The organism is Actinomadura sp. RB99 (assembly GCF_014706005.1).
In the GTDB taxonomy this organism is placed as follows: Bacteria; Actinomycetota; Actinomycetes; order Streptosporangiales; family Streptosporangiaceae; genus Spirillospora.
Genome location: NZ_JABMCA010000035.1, coordinates 36,016 through 52,618 on the forward strand (window position 1 = coordinate 36,016; position 16,603 = coordinate 52,618).

The 16,603-nt window shown below is 74.6% G+C and carries 15 protein-coding genes; 7 read left to right on the plus strand and 8 right to left on the minus strand.

Annotated features, from left to right (window positions below; genetic code table 11):
* The first annotated feature begins 42 nt into the window (after positions 1-42).
* Both amrb99_RS27740 and amrb99_RS27745 read left to right on the plus strand, forming a co-directional pair.
* A complete protein-coding gene (locus tag amrb99_RS27740; RefSeq protein WP_190861401.1) occupies positions 43-1,614 on the plus strand; it encodes a hypothetical protein in 1,572 nt (523 codons plus the stop codon).
* A 77-nt stretch (positions 1,615-1,691) separates the two neighbouring features.
* Positions 1,692-2,177, plus strand: coding sequence for a hypothetical protein (locus tag amrb99_RS27745; RefSeq protein WP_206700136.1), 486 nt, complete (start codon positions 1,692-1,694; stop codon positions 2,175-2,177).
* A gap of 91 nt (positions 2,178-2,268) precedes the next feature.
* Here the strand turns inward: amrb99_RS27745 and amrb99_RS27750 are convergent, their stop codons facing one another.
* A complete protein-coding gene (locus amrb99_RS27750; protein ID WP_190861403.1) occupies positions 2,269-3,414 on the minus strand; it encodes a helix-turn-helix domain-containing protein in 1,146 nt (381 codons plus the stop codon).
* A 166-nt stretch (positions 3,415-3,580) separates the two neighbouring features.
* On the opposite strand from amrb99_RS27750, the gene amrb99_RS27755 reads away from it, so the two are divergent.
* Positions 3,581-4,831: a helix-turn-helix domain-containing protein gene (locus tag amrb99_RS27755; RefSeq protein ID WP_190861405.1), complete on the plus strand. Its 1,251-nt coding sequence runs from the start codon at positions 3,581-3,583 to the stop codon at positions 4,829-4,831.
* Between the two features lie 62 nt (positions 4,832-4,893).
* On the opposite strand, the gene amrb99_RS27760 is transcribed toward amrb99_RS27755, so the two are convergent.
* A complete protein-coding gene (locus amrb99_RS27760; RefSeq protein ID WP_347256887.1) occupies positions 4,894-5,595 on the minus strand; it encodes an FCD domain-containing protein in 702 nt (233 codons plus the stop codon).
* A 111-nt stretch (positions 5,596-5,706) separates the two neighbouring features.
* On the opposite strand from amrb99_RS27760, the gene amrb99_RS27765 reads away from it, so the two are divergent.
* From amrb99_RS27765 to amrb99_RS27780, 4 genes are all read left to right on the plus strand, one after another.
* Positions 5,707-6,552 carry a fumarylacetoacetate hydrolase family protein gene (locus amrb99_RS27765; RefSeq protein ID WP_190861409.1) on the plus strand — a complete coding sequence of 282 codons (846 nt, stop codon included), beginning with the start codon at positions 5,707-5,709 and terminating at the stop codon, positions 6,550-6,552.
* 39 nt (positions 6,553-6,591) lie between these two features.
* Positions 6,592-7,518, plus strand: coding sequence for a VOC family protein (locus amrb99_RS27770; protein ID WP_190861411.1), 927 nt, complete (start codon positions 6,592-6,594; stop codon positions 7,516-7,518).
* A 4-nt stretch (positions 7,519-7,522) separates the two neighbouring features.
* On the plus strand, positions 7,523-9,064 hold the full coding sequence (locus amrb99_RS27775) for an FAD-dependent monooxygenase (RefSeq protein WP_347256888.1): 1,542 nt from the start codon (positions 7,523-7,525) through the stop codon (positions 9,062-9,064).
* Positions 9,065-9,205: 141 nt separating this feature from the next.
* Positions 9,206-10,504 carry an MFS transporter gene (locus tag amrb99_RS27780; protein WP_190861415.1) on the plus strand — a complete coding sequence of 433 codons (1,299 nt, stop codon included), beginning with the start codon at positions 9,206-9,208 and terminating at the stop codon, positions 10,502-10,504.
* 63 nt (positions 10,505-10,567) lie between these two features.
* Here the strand turns inward: amrb99_RS27780 and amrb99_RS27785 are convergent, their stop codons facing one another.
* Genes amrb99_RS27785 through amrb99_RS27810 form a run of 6 tightly spaced genes read right to left on the minus strand, consistent with a single transcriptional unit; the run spans position 10,568 to position 16,592 of the window.
* On the minus strand, positions 10,568-11,659 hold the full coding sequence (locus amrb99_RS27785; protein WP_194737238.1) for an alcohol dehydrogenase catalytic domain-containing protein: 1,092 nt from the start codon (positions 11,657-11,659) through the stop codon (positions 10,568-10,570).
* 5 nt (positions 11,660-11,664) lie between these two features.
* The gene (locus tag amrb99_RS27790; RefSeq protein WP_190861419.1) at positions 11,665-12,390 is read right to left on the minus strand and encodes a dienelactone hydrolase family protein; all 726 of its coding nucleotides are present in this window, start codon (positions 12,388-12,390) and stop codon (positions 11,665-11,667) included.
* The gene (locus tag amrb99_RS27795; RefSeq protein WP_190861421.1) at positions 12,387-13,349 is read right to left on the minus strand and encodes a TAXI family TRAP transporter solute-binding subunit; all 963 of its coding nucleotides are present in this window, start codon (positions 13,347-13,349) and stop codon (positions 12,387-12,389) included. The genes amrb99_RS27790 and amrb99_RS27795 overlap by 4 nt, the downstream gene beginning before the upstream one ends.
* Positions 13,346-14,932: a bifunctional 3-(3-hydroxy-phenyl)propionate/3-hydroxycinnamic acid hydroxylase gene (locus amrb99_RS27800; protein WP_190861423.1), complete on the minus strand. Its 1,587-nt coding sequence runs from the start codon at positions 14,930-14,932 to the stop codon at positions 13,346-13,348. Before amrb99_RS27800 ends, amrb99_RS27795 begins: the two co-directional genes overlap by 4 nt.
* Positions 14,929-15,615, minus strand: coding sequence for a class II aldolase/adducin family protein (locus tag amrb99_RS27805; protein ID WP_190861425.1), 687 nt, complete (start codon positions 15,613-15,615; stop codon positions 14,929-14,931). Before amrb99_RS27805 ends, amrb99_RS27800 begins: the two co-directional genes overlap by 4 nt.
* Positions 15,612-16,592: a hypothetical protein gene (locus amrb99_RS27810; RefSeq protein WP_190861427.1), complete on the minus strand. Its 981-nt coding sequence runs from the start codon at positions 16,590-16,592 to the stop codon at positions 15,612-15,614. The genes amrb99_RS27805 and amrb99_RS27810 overlap by 4 nt, the downstream gene beginning before the upstream one ends.
* Between the last annotated feature and the right edge of the window lie 11 nt (positions 16,593-16,603).

Consider the following 16,603-nt stretch of genomic DNA (forward strand, 5'->3'; position numbering starts at 1 on the left):
GGACGACGCGTGGACATCGGCAGGAGCTGGCACATTCTCGCCATGTCTGCGGGTCTCAGTGCCGACGCCGAACGCGCGGCGCCGTCGGCCTCGGCGGATCGCCGCCGCGCGGGTTCGGCGTGGCTGCTGCCAGGCGGTCTCGTGCTCGCCTGGCTCGTGGTCCTGCTGACCCATCTGCGCACGCCAGTGCCGTCCGACCAGCTCAACTACATGGAAGCCGCGGCGCGGTTCCCGAGGCCGGTCGAGGTCACCACGGAGATGCATCAGGTGACGCGGTTCGGGCTGATCATCCCCGCCCGCGTGGCCATCGCCGTGTTCGGGTACTCGCAGGCCGCCTACGCGACCGTGCCGGTGCTGGCCACGCTGACACTGCTCGTCGGGACCTTCGCGCTGGGCACGGTGCTGTTCGCCCGGCCGGTGGGGGCCGCCGGCGCCCTGGTGGTGGTCGCGGCGACCCCGGTTTTCGCCGACTCCACGGACCTGCTGCCCGACGTCCTCGCGGCCGGGCTCTTCACGTGCGCGGCGGCGCTGGCGCTGTCCGCCGCACGGCGGCCGGATCCGCCCGGCAGAGCGCTGCTGATCACGGTGGGAGCGCTGCTCGGCTGGTCCTACCTGGCCCGCGAGTTCGTGGTCTTCATGTGGCCGGTGGTCCTGGTGGTTCTGTACCGCAGGGCGCGTGTGGCCGGAATGGTCTGGGTGCTGCTCCCCATCGCGGCGATCGGGGCCGCCGAACTCCTGCTGTGCTGGCGGCTCTACGGCGACCCGTTGGCGCGGATGCTGGCGATCACCGGGCACGGAAAGCGTGCTTCGGCGCCCGACATCGCGTCGACCTACCGGGACAAGCCGCGGATGCTGTACGTCCTGCGGCTGCCCAAGACCCTGCGGACGTATCCGGACGGGGGGCTTCTCGTCGCGCTGCTCGGCCTGACCCTGCTGGGCGGGCTGCTGCGGCCGCGCCGGATGGCGGTCCCCGTCGCCGGCTGCGCGCTGCTGTGGGTGCCGCTCACCCTGCTCGGCGGCGTGCTCGACCCCAGCGCCCCCAAGCTGCGGTTGCAGCTGATCCGGTACTGGTTCCCCATCTTTCCCGAGTTCGTGCTGGGCGGGTTGGGGCTGCTCTGGCTCGCGGCGGTGTTCCTGGCCGACCGGCTCCCGGACCGCGCCCGGCCGCGGCTCTTCCTGCCGGCCGCGCTGGTGCTGGCCGTCGCCCTGATCGGCTCGGGCGCCGCCGCCCGCTCCTGGTGGCAGGCGCCGTCGACCCGGGCGGGCGGCGGCACCCAGATGGAGTCGCTGCGGTCCTGGATGCACGACCACGACGGCCCCGGCTCCCGGGTGTGGGCGGACCCCCGCACCGGCAAGGTGCTCCGGGTCTACCAGCACGGCGCCTGGGGCGGGCGGGCCTGGTCGACCCGGATCCGCGCCGTCCGTCCGGGATCCGAAGGGCCGCGGCGGGGGGACCTTCTCGTGCTGTACGACACCGACGGCGGACGGCTGTGCCAGGTCTGCCAGAAGGCCGCGCAGCCCATGCTGAACGATCCGACCTGGACGGGACCTCGCTGGCAGCAGGTCTACGGAACTCCCGACCGCGTCATCCGCGTGTACCGCCTCGCGCAGTGAACCTCCGGGCAGGACAAGCGGGGGGACCGCCGGAGCCCCGGCACCTCGCCCGGAGATCATCCAGTGATCATCTGGAGTTGGCCCGGGCGTCGTCGTCCGCGCAGGACGATCTTGACTGCTCCGGCACGCCGCCGGAGCGGAAGGAGATCAGCGTGATGCGCAAGGCCGCCCTCGCCCTCGCCCTCGTCACCTCCGCCGCCGCGGTCGGCGCCGCCGGCGTCGCCCTGGCCGCGCCCGCCTCGGCCGCGACCTCACCGGCCGCCGTCTGCGGTTCGGGCTACTCGGTCATCGACCACAAGGCGCTGACCGGCTCGACCGTCTACCTGCTCTGGAACGGCTCGTCCGGCCGCAACTGCGTGGTGACGGTGAAGACCGCGTCCGTGGGCACCAAGACGCGCACGGGCGCCTACCTGTACGTCCAGGGGAGCAGCCCGATCGAGGACACCGACAGCTACGCCTACTACGCCGGTCCCGTCTCCGCGCCCGCCCTCGGCAAGTGCGTCCAGTGGGGCGGCGGCACCAACAGCCAGTTCTGGTACAGCGGCTGGACGCACTGCAGCTGACCTTCGGGAATCCCGCCGGGCCCGGACCGAGCGATCGGTCCGGGCCTTCGCGCGTCCCGCGCCGGACGCGGCGCTTGCGGGGGTCGCGGCGCTAGAGCAGGGCGCGGGCGGTCATCGCGGCGTCGAGGAGGCGCACGCCGTGAGCCGCGGACAGGTCGAGGCCGGTGAGCTTCGCGATCTTGCCCAGGCGGTAGTCGAGGGTGTTGCGGTGGATCCGCAGTTCGGCCGAGGTCCGGCTGCGGTTGTGGCCGTGGCGGACGAACGAGCGGGCCGTCTCCATCAGGACGGGGTTCGCGGCGAGGGGGTCGAGCTTGGCGGCGAGGCGGGTCAGCGCGCGGCCCGGCCTGGTGAGCTGGTATTCGAGCAGGACGTCGTCGAGCCGGTAGAGGCCGGGCGGCAGGCGGAGGCGGCGGGCGAGGTCGGCGACCTCCTCCGCCTCGCCGAGCGCTTCGGGCACGGCGTCCAGCGTGTCCGCCTCCGCCGCCGCCGCGGTGACGGCACGGGCGGTCGCCTCGCCGATCCGGGCGAGGAGCGCGGGCAGCCGCGCGAACGCGTCCGGCGCGCGGGGGAGCAGCACCGTCCCGCCGTCGACGGTGAGCGCGGCCAGGACGTCGGCCTGCTGGTGGGCGTCCAGGACCGACTGGACGCGGCGGATCGTGCTGCGGGCACCGGCCTCGCCGGGCGCCAGCCGCAGCAGGACGACGAGGTAGCCGGACGCGAGCGCCACGCCCGACTGCTCGGCCAGCTCGGCGGCGGGTTCCCCGGACAGCAGCGCGGAGACCAGGTCGCGGCGCAGGTCGCGGCGTTGCCCCTCGATCTGCTGGTGCTCGTGCAGGTGGGCCAGGGCGACCGCCGGCAGGACGCTCGCGAGGTACCGGAGGGTGTGGACGGCATAGCGCCGCATCTCGGGCGCGTCGGCCTCGCCGGACAGCAGCTCGAACTCGGTCATCGAGGCGACCAGGTACGCGGCGATGGCCGCGTCCAGCGGCAGCCCGTCCGCCGCGCGCCGCGCCGACCAGTCGATGATCTCGGTGAGCTCCGCGGTGTTCGGGGCGCGCTCCTCGCGGAGGGTCCTGGCGATCAGCCGGGTGGTCTCGGTGAACGCGCGGTGCACCTCGCCGTCGAGCAGCTCGCGGGGGAGCGCCCGGTAGAACGGGATCTCGGTGGCGCAGCGGTCCACGGCCGCGCGGGTGAGCTCGGTCAACCGCGCCGTCATGCGGTCCTCGATTCGGGACATCGCCCAATTCTTCCACTCCAGAATTGCCGCTGATGCGCACAGACAGGGGTCCTGGAACCTGGCAGCTTGTGCATTTGCCACCCCTGGGTCGCCTCGCCGGTCTCCGCCGGCGGAGGCGCCCGGTGGCCGCGCCGACCACCGGCCCGTTCCCGGGAGAGGAGACCGCTTGACGTCACCGGCACCGCTCCCCGCTGCCGAGGCACCCCTGGTCCTGGCCTCCGGAAGGCCCCTTGGGGACGGGGACGAGCTGATCAGGGAGCTGCGCAAGCGCGTCCCGGACACGGCCCGGGCGGCCGTCCGGAGGATCGAACGGGAGCTGCCCGGCTACGTGCGCGCCCATGACGGCAGGTACGCCCGGGTGCTGGCCTTCTCGGTCGAATGGGCCGTCCGCCATTTCGTCGGCCTGCTCGGCGACCCCGGCCCGCCGTCCGCCGCCCTCACCGGCCACTTCCGCCGGCTCGGAGCCGGCGAGGCCCGCGAGGGCCGGAGCCTGGAGACGTTCCAGGCCGCGTTGAGGATCGGTGCCGGCGTCGCGATCCAGCGGCTCACCGAGGAGGCGGAGTCGCTCGGCGCCCCCGTGACACCGGCGACCGTCGTCCACGTGACGCAGGCGGCGCTCGGGTACCTCGGCCGGCTCGCCGCCGCGGCCGCCGAAGGGCACGCCGAGGCCGGCGCCCAGCGGACCGGGCGGTTCCGGTCGCGGCGGCGCGCCCTGCTGGAGGAGCTGGTCGAACGCGACGCGGGGCTCGCGCAGATCCGGCTCCTCGCCGCCGACTGCGACTGGCCGGTGCCGCGCACGGTGGCGGCCGTCGCGCTGTCCGCGCCTCCGGGCGGCCCGGCGCCCCGCCTCGTCCTGCCGGCGGACGTTCTCGTCGGCCTTCATCTGGACGACCCGTGCCTGGTCGTCCCGGACCCGGACGGCCCGGGGCGCCGCCGCGCGCTGGACGCCGCGCTGGCCGGCTGGGTCGCGGCGGTCGGCCCGTCCGTCCCGGTGGGCCGCGGCGCCCGGTCGCTGCTGCTGGCGCGCCGGGTGCTGGCGCTGGCGCGTGACGGCGTCATCGAGGCGCCGTCGCCGATCACGGCCGCCGACCACATCCCCGTCGCGATGCTCGACCGGTCGCCGGAACTGGCGTCCCTGCTCGTCGACCGGAAGCTCCGCCCGCTCCTGCGCTCCCCGCGCGTCCAGGCTCGGGAGAAGCTGGCCGAGACGTTCCTGGCCTGTATCGAGAACGACTTCAGCGCGACCGAGGTCGCGGCCCGGATGAACGTGCACGCCCAGACCGTCCGCTACCGCCTGCGCCAGCTCGAGGCCCTGTTCGGCGACGACCTGCACGACCCGGCCCAGCGCTTGGAGTTCCACCTCGCCCTGCGCGCCTGGATCGCTCCGCACGCCGACGACGGCCACGAGCTGTCCTGAAATACAGGATGCTGGTGGTGTATGGCGGGACGGTGTAGCCTGGGCGGGCTCGTCCAAGGAGGTCAGTGCGAACCGGCGGTCTTGTGGTCGTGGATGATCCGCATGGCGGTCCCGTGGTCGTGGGCGGCGATGGCGTCGACCAGGGCGGTGTGCAGCGCGTGGCGTTCCCTCAGGTAAGGGGTGAGGGGGCGTTCGCCGTCGGGCCGGACGGACCGGGTGTGGGCCTCGATGAGGTCCAGCAGGCTCGCGTACAGCGAGCGCAGCAGGACGTGCGGGCTGACCGCGGCGATGCGGGCGTGCAGCCGCCAGTTCGCGTGGACGAACGCGGTGGCGTCCTCGGCGTCGGCGGCCCGCCCCATGTCGGCGCAGATCTCGCGCATCTCGCCGATGTCGGCGCGGGACGCGTGCCAGAGCGCGTCCTCGATCAGCAGCGGGTCGAGGGCGTCGCGGATCCGGATGGCCTCGGCGACGGAGGTCCGCTCGGCGTCGAGGGCCAGCATCGAGTTGCCGAGCCGCACCATCGGGGACTGCTCGGCGGCGAACAGGCCGCCGCCGGGACCGGGCCGGACCGCGACCAGGCCGCGGGCCTGCAGCAGGCGGAGCGCCTCGTTGAAGGTGCTGACCGAGACGCCGCACAGGGCGCGCAGGTCGCCCTTGGTGCCGAGCCGGGCGCCCGGTTCGGCCGCGCGGACGAGTTCGGCGATGCGGTCGGCGGCCTGCTCTGCGCGGCCGGTGCCGGCCGCCCCGTCGGCGTGTACGGGCACCCGTTCCTCCTCTGCTGAATTCGTCATGCACATTAGCAGGCCGATCTCTTGACGCCCGATGGGACCTGGATGCATTATCGCCCTAATCATCATGCTGAATTAGGAGTGCGGATGCGGATCGGGAACCTCGGCGGGCGGCTGGTCATGGTGCGCGACGGCCGGGCCGTGGACGTCGAACGGGCGAGCGGCGGCCGGTTCGCGGCCGACCCGCAGGCCGTCTACGGCGACTGGGACGCCTTCCGCGACTGGGCCGCGTCGGCCGAGCCGCCCGGCGGCGCCACCTTCGACCCGGCCGAGCTGGGGGCGCCGGTGCCGGCGCCGCGGCAGGTCTTCGCGATCGGGCTGAACTACCGCGAGCACGCCGCCGAGTCCGGCTTCGACGTGCCCGAAGGGCTGCCGCCGGTGTTCACGAAGTTCGCCACCAGCATCACCGGTCCGGTCACCGAGGTGACGCTGCCGCCGGGCGGCCACACCGACTGGGAGGTCGAGCTGGTCGCCGTGATCGGCCGGCCCGCGCGCGACGTCGCCGAGGACGACGCCTGGGACCACGTGGCCGGGCTCACGGTCGGCCAGGACATCTCCGAGCGGGTGACGCAGCTGGCCGGGCCCGCCCCGCAGTTCAGCCTGGGCAAGTCGTTCCCCGGCTTCGCCCCGACCGGCCCGTGGGTCGTCACGCCCGACGAGTTCGACGACCCCGACGACCTCGAGCTGACCGCGGCGATCAACGGCGAGGAGGTGCAGAAGGGCCGCACCCGCGAGCTGATCTTCTCGGTTCCGCTGCTGGTCGCGCGGCTGTCGGCGGTGCTGCCGCTGCTGCCCGGCGACCTGGTCTTCACCGGCACCCCAGCGGGCGTCGGGCTCGGCCGCAGCCCGCAGCGCTGGCTCGCCCCGGGCGACGAGCTCGTCAGCCGCGTCGAGGGCATCGGCGAGCTGCGCCAGCGGTTCGCCTCCGCCTGACCGCCTCAGGCTCCCACCCCATCCAGCAGAGGAGACGCCATGCCCCTGCACCGCCTGATCTCGGTCGCCATCGGAGTGCCCAACGTCGCGGAGACCGCGGACTACTACACCGAATTCGGGTTGCGGCCCGACACCGGAGGCTGGTTCGGGACCCGTGACGGCGGGCGCCAGCTGCGCATCGTGCCGAGCCCGGTCCGCAGGCTCGTCGAGATGCGCGTCGGCGCCGACTCGCCCGACGACCTGGGCGCGGCGGCCGCCCGCCTGGACCGGCTCGGCGCGTCCTGCGACCGGTCCGCCACGACCCTCACCGCGGTGGAGCCCGTCACGGGCGTGCGGACCGTGGTGGAGGTGGCGCCCCGGCTGCGGCAGGAGCCCGTCCCGCCGACCCCCTACAACGGGCCCGGACGGTTCGAGCGGACCGGCACCCGCGCGCCGGGCGTCCTGCGCGCGGACCCGGTCCGGCCGCGCAAGCTCGGCCACGCGGTGCTGGCCACCACCGACTTCGCCGCGACCACCGCGTTCTTCCGCGACGGCATCGGCTTCCGCACCAGCGACATCATCAAGGACGCCGGCGTCTTCCTCCGCTGCTCCACCGACCACCACAACCTGCTGGTGCTGGCCGCCCCCGTCTGCTTCCTGCACCACACCTCCTGGCAGGTCGACGACATCGACGAGGTCGGACGGGGCGCGTCGGCGATGCTGGAGGGCCACCCCGAACGCCACGTGTGGGGCCTCGGCCGCCACCACGCGGGGTCCAACTTCTTCTGGTACCTCAAGGACCCGGCCGGCAACTTCTCCGAGTACTACTCCGACCTCGACTGCATCCTCGACGACCAGCTCTGGACGCCCGAGACCCTCGAAGGCGCCAAGGGGCTGTTCAACTGGGGCCCGCCGCCGCCCCCGTCCTTCCTGCACCCCGACGACCTCGCCGAGCTCATGACGGGCGCCCATGGCGCGGGGCGGTGACCGCGTGACCGGCGCGTCCGCGCACCGGGTTCCGGTGCTCATCGCCGGCGGCGGCCCGGTGGGCCTGGCGGCCGCTCTGGAGCTCGCCCACCACGGCGTCCCGTCGCTGGTGGTCGAACCCCGCGAGGAGGTGTCGTGGCTGCGGCCGCGCGCCAAGACGACCTCGGCCCGCACGATGGAGCTGTTCCGCCGCTTGGGCCTCGCCGGCGCCGTGCGCGAACGAGCGGCCCTGCCGGTGGCCTGGTCCGACCAGGCCGTCTTCACCACCGGGCTGCTCGGCCGCGAGATCACCCGCTTCCACGGCTGCTTCGGCCTCGACCTCGCCGGGGACGACCTGGTCGCCGAACCCGGGCAGCAGATCCCGCAGCCGGCGGTCGAGCAGGTGCTGCGCGAGGCGGTCGCCCGCTCGCGGCACGCCCGGCTCGTCACCGGCCGCACCGTCCGCACCGTCCACGAGGACGACGACGGCGTCACCGCGACCGTGACCGCGCCCGACGGCACCGCCGACCGGATCCGTGCCGCGTACCTGATCGGCGCGGACGGCGCGTGGAGCACCGTCCGGGAGGCCATCGGCGTCGCCTACGAGGGCGCCGCCGACGAGCGCCCCAACTTCAACATCGTCTTCCGCGCGCCCGGCCTCGCCGAACGCGTCCCGCACGGGCCCGCGGTGCACTACTGGGTGCTGCACCCGAGCCGTCCCGGGCTGGTCGGCCGGCTCGACCTGCGCGACACCTGGTGGTGCATCGCGCAGGGCGTCACCCAGGAGGAGGGGGAGGCCGATCCGCTCGCGCTCGTCCGCGGGCTGGTCGGAGCCGACATCGACGCCGAGATCGTCGCGACCGACCCATGGAAGGCCAAGATGCTGCTGGCCACGGCGTACGGCACCCGGAGGATCTTCCTCGCCGGCGACGCGGCGCACCTGAACCCGCCGTGGGGCGGGCACGGCTTCAACACCGGCGTCGGCGACGCGGTCAACCTCGGCTGGAAGCTGGCCGCCGTCCTGTCCGGGTGGGCGCCGGAGACGCTGCTGCGCAGCTACGAGCACGAACGCCGGCCCGTCGCCGCGCGGACGATCGCCGAGGCCGCCCGGAACATGGCGACCCTCGCCCCCGAACTCGCCGACCCGCGGCTGGCCGGCACCGACGCCGAGTTCGCCGCCGCCCGGCCCGCGGTCGCCGAGGCCGTCCAGCGCACCAAGCACGGCGAGTTCCACAGCCTCGACCTGGTGCTCGGCTACACCTACCAGGGCTCACCGATCGTGGCCGGGGACGCGGGCGGGCGGCTCCCGCACCGCTGGCTCGCCCCCGGCGACTCCCTCTACGACCGCCTCGGACGCGGATTCACCCTGATCGCCGGCCCGTCCGCCACCGGCGCCCCGGCCTTCGCCAAGGCGGCCGCCGACCACGGCGTCCCCCTCGAGATCGTCGGCGACCCGCAGGCCGCGGGCCTCCGGCTCGTCCGGCCCGACCAGCACGTCGCCTGGACCGGTGACGACCCCGCCTCCGCGCCGGAGATCCTCCGGCGGGCGGTGGGCCACCTCGACTGACGCGCCCCGAAACGCACCGACGCGCCCGGCCCGCGGCCGCGCGCCCCGCGAGTGCTCCGTTCGGTCGCTCCTGCGCCGTCCCTTCCGAACCTCGCGCGACTTCCGAACCCCGCGCGACCCACCCCTGCGTAAGGAGATCCGATGTCCCCCACCCCAGAGCGCGCCGGCGGACGGCAGGCCGGCGTCCTCGTCCTCGCCTGCCTCATCCTCTTCGTGGACGGCTACGACGTGTTCGCCATCGGCACCGTCGGGCCGAGCCTGATGCAGTACCGGCCGTGGGGCGCCACCCACGACACCCTCGGGATGCTCGGCAGCGTCACCGCGCTCGGCATGCCGTTCGGATCGGTCCTCGCGGGCTGGGCCGCCGACCGCCGCGGCCGCCGCCTCCCGCTGACCGTCGCCGTCGTCTGGATCTCGGCGTCGATGGCGGCGGCGACCTTCGTGCCGTCGCTCGGCCTGTTCGCCGCCGCGCGGTTCTGCACCGGCGTCGGCATCGGCGCGCTCGCCCCGCTGGTCAGCGCCTACGTCACCGACACCGCGCCGCCCCGGCGGCGGACGCTGCACCTCACGATCGCGCTCGGCGCCATGGGGATCGGCGGCACGGCGTCGGCCTTGCTCGGTCGTCTGCTGCTGCCGGGCGTGCACTTCCAGTGGCTGTTCCTGTTCGGCGCTCTGCCGATCCTGCTCGTCCCGGCGATCCTGCGGATGGTCCCGGACGGTCCGGTCGAGCAGCACGGTGCCATCGGGCAGCACGGTGCCGTCGAGCAGGCCGGTCCGGTCGGGCAGGCCGGTCGGCGGCGGGGGCTGGATCGCCTGGCTGAGCTGTTCACCCCGGGCGGCCGGCGCGCCACCGTCCTGTTCTGGTGCGCCTCCTTCATGAGCATGGCGCTGGTCTACAGCACCACGGCCTGGCTGCCCGCGGTGATGATGAAGTCGGGCTACGATCTCGGCTCGTCGCTGGAGTTCACCATCGCCTTCACCATCGGCGCGACCGCGGGTGGCCTCGGCGGTTCCGTGATCGCCGACCGCGGCCACCTCAAGACCGTCACCTTCACCGGATTCGTGCTGGCGGCGGTGGCGCTGTTCGTCCTCAGCACCCCGCAGCCGCATGTCCTGCTCCTGCTGGTCTCGGCGCTGGCCGGGCTCGGCACGCTGGGCGGCCAGAACATGGTGATCGCCTGCATGACGGCGTTCTACCCGGCCCGGTCGCGCGGCACGGGGCTCGGGTTCGGCCTCGGCTTCGGACGGCTCGGAGCGATCGCGGGCCCGTCCTACGTCGCGGTGGCGACCGACCTGTTCACCTCGTCGAAGGCGGGGTTCTTCGCCTTCATGGTCCCGGCGGTCCTCGGCGCCGCCGTGATCGCGGCGCTGCCCCGCGTCCTGGGGCCGGCGCCGGAGACGCGGGCCGCCGGCCAGGAGGCCGCGCCCGTCGTCCCCTGACCTGGAGACAGAAAAGGCCGGCCCGGTGCGTTCCGCACCGGGCCGGCCTTCTGCGCGGAGCCGTCAGGGGTTGACCACGGCCATCCAGATCGGCTCGGTCCGGCTCTGCATGGCGTCGACGGCGCGGGCCGCGTCGGCGAGCGGGTACCGGTGGGTGATGAGGCCGCCGGCGTCCAGCGCACCGCTGCCGAGCAGGGCGAGGACCTGCTCGGCGTCGGTGCGGGTGCAGGCGCGGGTCCCGACGATCCGCCAGCAGTTGCGCATCAGCGCGACCATCGGAAGCGTCACCGGGGCCTGGTTGGCGCCCATGTGCACGAGCGTCCCGCCGGTGGTGAGCGCGGCCGTGGCCTGCAGGGTGACCGGACCCTGCGGGACGTAGTCCAGGACGGCGTCGGCGCCGCCCGGCACGAGGTCCCGCAGCGCCCGGGTGAGGCCCTGGCCCTCCTCCCAGCCGGCGGGCAGCCCGTCCAGCGCGAGGATGTCGGTGGCGACGCCGGGGGAGAGGCGGCGCACCGCCTCCAGCCGCTCGGTGCTGCGGCCCACCAGGACGAGCCGCGCGACCCCGAAGTGCGGGGCGAGGGCGACGGTGGCGGTGCCCATCGTCCCGGTGGCGGCGGTGACGACCAGGGTCGCGCCCGCCGCGAGATCGGCGAGCTTGAGGGCGCGGACCGCGTTGGCCAGGTCGTGCACCTTCGCGCCCACGTCGAAGCTCACCGCGTCCGGCAGCGGGTCGACGAGCCAGTGCGGGACGCGGACGTACCCGGCGAGCCCGCCGTCGTGGTACTCGTCGTACAGCGGCATCGGGACGTCGCTGAACGCGGCGTGCCCGATCATCGCCTGCTGCGCGCACATCATCTCGCGGTCGGTGCGGCAGTACCGGCAGGACCGGCAGGTCAGGTTGGGGTGGACGCGGACCCGGGCGCCGGGCGCGATCCCGGTGACCCGGTCGCCGACCGCGGCGACCGTCCCGGCGGCCTCGTGCCCGAGGGTGGTCGGCAGATGCCGGAAGGCGCCCTGGGCGAGCAGCCGCATCATGCCGGGGGCGAGCCCGGCGGACGCGACCTCGACCAGGACGTCCAGCGGCCCCGGCTCCGGGACGGGGATCTCGACCAGGTGCAGCGCGTCGGAGCCGCGCTCGGCGCGCGCGGCGAGCATCGTCTTCACCGGGCCTCCGCGGCGGTCGAGGGCAGGTGCCGGTCGAGGAACGCGTGCGTGCGCGCCCAGGCGGTCTCGGCCGGGCCGGACCGGTACATGTGGGGGCGCGCGTCGCAGGCGAAGGCGTGCCCGGCGTCCTCGTACACGTGCTGTTCGAAGTCGGCGCCCGCGTCCCGCAGCGCCGCGTCGATGGCCTTCACCTGATCGGCGGGGATGGTCGGGTCGTCGGCGCCGACGTGCAGCAGCATCGGCGCGTCGATCGAGCCGGAACGGTCCAGGACGGCGTGCGGGCCCGCCGCGATGCCGGGGCCGTAGAACACGACGGTCGCGGCGAGCCCCGGGATCGCGGTGGCGGCGGTGAAGGCGGCGCGGCCGCCGAAGCAGAACCCGACGACCGCGGTCCGGTCCGCGGCGAAGCCCGCGGCGGCGAGGTGGTCCAGGACGGCGCCGACGTCGGCGGCGATCGCGTCCGGGCCGATCGCGCCGATCAGCGGCATCGCCTCGGCGTGCCGGTCGTAGCCGAGGGTGCCGACCCCGGTGCGGTGGAACAGGTCGGGCGCCAGGGCCAGGAACCCGCGCGCCGCGAACCGGCGGGCGATGTCCTGGATGTGGTCGTTGACGCCGAACGCCTCCTGCAGGACCACGACGGCCCGGTCGGCGGCCCCGTCCGGCCGTGCGGCGTACACGCGCATCGGGCCGTCGGCGGTCTCAAGGGTGATCCATTCGGTCATGACTCTCCTTGCGGCAGGGCGTCGTAGTACTCGGCGGCGCCGGGATGCAGCGGGACGGGCGTGCGGCCCATCGCCACCGGGTCGAGGGGATAGGTGATCGGGCTCTTCTCCGGCGGGAGGTGCCGGTACTGGCGCTCGATGACCTCCCGGGTCTCGCCCAGCACCCACGCGATCGCGTAGGCGACGTCGTCGGGCAGGTCGGAGCGGGTCAGCACCAGGAAGTCGGAGAAGTCGAGCGTGCGGAAGCGCGGGCAGCCGGGGAAGTAGCCTTCCTCGACGGTCGCCGCGGGCCAGGAGTAGTCGGCCCACAGGCCGTCGAGGACGTCCTGCTCCACTTCCAGGAAGTGCAGGTCGGCGCCGAACTCCTGCCAGTGCGGCAGCATGACGGCCTCGTGGACGACGGCGTCCGCGCGTCCCGCCAGCACGTGGGCGAACGTCTCCCAGGGGCGCTCGTCGGCCAGGACCGTCCCGCCCCAGCCGGCGACGTCGACCCCGGAACGGGTCAGCAGCTCGTGCGCGCCGACGCCGACGTGGTTCTCCCCGTCGTGTCCGGACGTCGCGAGGGTCAGCGCGGGCGCGGCCTCGCGCAGCTCCGCGAACGACGTGATCCCGAGCGTTCTGCGCACGCCCATGACCAGACGGTCGCGCTGCGGGACGACCCCGAGCGCGCGCAGCTCGGGGAACGACTCGCCGGCATACAGGCCGCGGCCGTCGAGGGCGGCGGCGGCGAACGCGGCGGGCGTGGTCAGCGCCACGTGCACCTCGCCCCGCCCCACCGCGCGGACGGCGTCGGCGTAACCGCGGCTGTTCCAGATCGCGACCTTGGTGTACGGGCCGCAGCGGTCGGTGAGCTCCTGGGAGATCCAGCCGCAGACCCGGTGCAGGTTGGCGGCGCCCCAGTCGCCGCGCAGGTGCAACGTCAGCGACCGGTCGATCCTCGGTTCGGGCGGGCGGGTCATATGGTGCCTTCCAGGTCGAAGTAGCCGGCCAGCGCGTCGCGCACGAGCGCGGCGCGAGCAGAGGGGAACACGGCCGCGATGTAGCGGTCGGGCTTGACCAGCACGAACCGTCCGCGCGCGGCGGCCAGCGCGGACTGGAGCCGCCCGTCGGCGTCGGCGATCGCCTGCCGCCCGTCGCGCGGGCGCGGCAGCCGGTCGCCGAGCACCACGTCGAGCCGCGGCATCCGCCACGCCGGGAGATGCGCGTCGACGCGCTCCCACGCGGCGGGCGCGACGTCGACGCCGAGCAGCACCGGCCCGTCGCCGAGGACGTCGTCGAGCCGCCGCGGGCGCAGGCCCGGCGGGACGAGCACGCGCGGCTGGGGGAGCTGGCTCCCGACCAGCCGCTCGTCGCCGTGCCCCGTCCGCACCACGACCCCGCCTGCGTGGACGGGCCGGGGCCGGAACCGCATCTCGGTCAGGTAGCGGCGGCTCCACGGGGCCAGCAGCAGCGCCCGGACGGCGGTGTCCCGCAGGCGCCCCCGCATCGGGTCCACGGTCATCACCACCCGCCCGAGCCGCTCGGAGAACGCGACGGTCGCCTCGGCGTGCGGGCGCCGCTCGGGCTCGTAGGTGTCGAGGAGCCGCTCGGCCGCGCGGCCGTGCCACACCTCCGCCAGCTTCCACGCCAGGTTCGCGGCGTCGCGGACGCCCGAGTTGAGGCCCTGCCCGGCGAACGGCGGCATCATGTGGGCCGCGTCGCCGAGCAGGAAGCAGCGGCCGTCGCGCCACCGGTCCGCGACCACGGCGTTGAAGGTGTAGTTCGTGGCGCGCTCGACCTGCTCGGGGGTGATCGTCCGGTAGGGGGAGACGAGGCGGGCGATGGTCGCGAAGTCCGGCCGGGTGCCGCCCCGGCCCTCACCGGGGCGGAGGCGGAACTCGTACCGGCAGCGGCCGTCCCGCCCCGGCACGATCACCGTCGGCCGGTCGGGGCGGCCGAGGTGCATGCCGTACCGCTCGTCGTGATGGTCTCCGACGGTGTCGGCGACCAGCCAGACCTCCTGGTGGCTGGTCCCGGTCATGCCGATGCCCTTCAGCTCCCGGATCGTGCTGCGGCCGCCGTCGCAGCCCAGCACCCAGCTCGCCCGCAGCTCGGTGCGGGCGCCGGAGGCGTCCAGGACGGCGGTGACGCCGTCGCGGGTCTCGACGACGTCGGCGAGTTCGGTGCCGAACCGGATGTCGACGCCGTCGCGGTCCTTGAGGTTCTGCAGCAGGACCCGCTCCAGCTCGGGTTGGGCGAACTGGTTCTTGAAGGGGTGCCCGAGGCGGTACGGCTCGGGGCCGCGGGCCTGGAACAGCGGGCGGCTCCTGCGGTCGTAGTAGCGGGTGCCGGTGCCGGGCACGACGATGTCCAGGACGGCGCCGTCGAGGCCCGCGGCCTGCAGGGTGCGCAGCGACTCGTCGTCCAGGCTGATCGCCTTGGCCTCGTCGCTGGTGGAGGCGTTGCGCTCGACGAGGACGACCGGCACGCCGCGGGCCGCCAGCAGGTTCGCGGCGGTGAGCCCGACCGGGCCCGCGCCGGCGATCAGGATGGGGGCGGTCACGGGCGGCCGTCCTTGCGGACGAGGTAGGCGAAGCCCGCGTCGAGCTGGGCGCCGGGCCAGCACTCGTCGCGTTTCGCCGCCGCCTCCGCGTCGTCGGACCACACGCGGATCGGCCCGGCCGCCATCGCCGCCAGCTGCGTCCGGCAGGCCCGGTCGAGCAGGACGGCGTGCATGACGGCCGCCTCGGCGCTCGTCCCGGCGGCGACGAGGCCGTGCTTGGGCATCAGCGCGGCGGGCGCGGCACCGAGCGTCTCGGCCAGCGCCCGCCCGAGCTCGGGGCTGCGGACGAGCCCGCCGGTGAGGGCGAAGCGCGGCACGTCCTCCCCGCCGAACAGCGCCCCCTCGTGCGAGATCGGCAGCAGCGGCGTGGCCAGCGCCGCGAACGCGACGGCGGAGTGCGCGTGGCTGTGCACCGTGCAGTGCAGTTCCGGCCGCCGCCGGAGGATCTCCAGGTGGATGTGGCATTCCTTGTGCGGTTCGCCGTCGCCCTCCAGGACGTCGGCGGTCCAGGAGACGAGCTGCATCCGGTCGGCGTCGATCTCCTCGAACCCCCAGCCCGGCGCTTTGATCCAGATGCCGCGCCCGTCCGGGTCGCGGACCGCCGCGTGCCCCCACACCATGTCCGACTGACCGGCCGCCGCCAGCGCCCGGTTCGCCGCGATCGCGAGGTCCCGCGCGGTCACCGCAGCGCCTCGATCTCGGCCGCGGGCAGCCGCTCCGCCGTGCGCGTCGCCTCGGCGACCCGCGGGACCTCCCGCGCCGAGACGACCGTGAGGTGCGTGCTGGGCTCGTGGTGGATCGAGGTGAAGGCGATCCCGGCCGGGATCTTGACGAAGTCGCCCGGCTCCAGCCGGACGGTCCCGCGCTGGGTGACGAGCGTCCGCCGCCCGTCGAGCTGGTACTGGATCTCCTGGGCATTGCGGATGCGCCGGTACACGCGCCCGTCCGACGCCGGCGCCCACGTCCGCCCGATCAGGACGTCGGACGAGCGGTACACCCAGGTCGTGCCCGGGGCGTCGCCGGGACGCAGCACCTGGATCCGGTCGGTCTCGGTCGCGGCGTGCTCGAGCAGTGCCTGCTCGTCCGCCGGCGCGAGCACGATGTCGTGGCCGGGCCCGGCGAGGCACTCGGTGATCATCTCGTTGATCTCGCTCGGCTCCCAGCCGTCGAACGGCGGGATCGCCACTCGCGAGGTCCGCTCGGCGGGGATCGCCTCGTGGACCGGGGCGGGCACGTAGAACAGGATGTGGATGTCCTCGCGCCCGTAGTTGTCGTGCACGACCCCGACCGGGATGCGGGAGAAGTCGCCCGCGACCAGGTCGACGCTGCCGATGTCGGTCATCAGCGTCCGCACGCCGGTGACCTGGAACGACATCTCGTCCACATCGCAGTTGCGGTGGTAGAACGGCTGCCGGCCGTTCATCGTCTGCCACTCCAGGCGCAGGAAGTCGCTCTCGTAGACGCCGCGCGGCGGTGCGAACGGCAGGTCCACGTACTCGGCGCCGAGGTGCACGACCTCGATCGGCGGGTGGTCGCGTCCCATCCGCGGCGCTCCCGGCCGGACGACCGGATCGCCGAGCAACTGCTCCTCCCGCCGCCGGAACACGCGCGGCGCGGCGTCGAACGGGAACGCCTCCAAGCTCTCTTGGACGGTGCCCATGGGTCCTCCTC

Coding starts and splice junctions, on each gene's coding strand:
- amrb99_RS27790 (WP_190861419.1), bottom strand. CDS start 12,390: ATGACCGAATGGATCACCCTTGAGACCGCCGACGGCCCGATGCGCGTG.
- amrb99_RS27785 (WP_194737238.1), bottom strand. CDS start 11,659: ATGCTCGCCGCGCGCGCCGAGCGCGGCTCCGACGCGCTGCACCTGGTC.
- amrb99_RS27780 (WP_190861415.1), top strand. CDS start 9,206: ATGTCCCCCACCCCAGAGCGCGCCGGCGGACGGCAGGCCGGCGTCCTC.
- amrb99_RS27740 (WP_190861401.1), top strand. CDS start 43: ATGTCTGCGGGTCTCAGTGCCGACGCCGAACGCGCGGCGCCGTCGGCC.
- amrb99_RS27770 (WP_190861411.1), top strand. CDS start 6,592: ATGCCCCTGCACCGCCTGATCTCGGTCGCCATCGGAGTGCCCAACGTC.
- amrb99_RS27795 (WP_190861421.1), bottom strand. CDS start 13,349: ATGACCCGCCCGCCCGAACCGAGGATCGACCGGTCGCTGACGTTGCAC.
- amrb99_RS27750 (WP_190861403.1), bottom strand. CDS start 3,414: ATGTCCCGAATCGAGGACCGCATGACGGCGCGGTTGACCGAGCTCACC.
- amrb99_RS27765 (WP_190861409.1), top strand. CDS start 5,707: ATGCGGATCGGGAACCTCGGCGGGCGGCTGGTCATGGTGCGCGACGGC.
- amrb99_RS27810 (WP_190861427.1), bottom strand. CDS start 16,592: ATGGGCACCGTCCAAGAGAGCTTGGAGGCGTTCCCGTTCGACGCCGCG.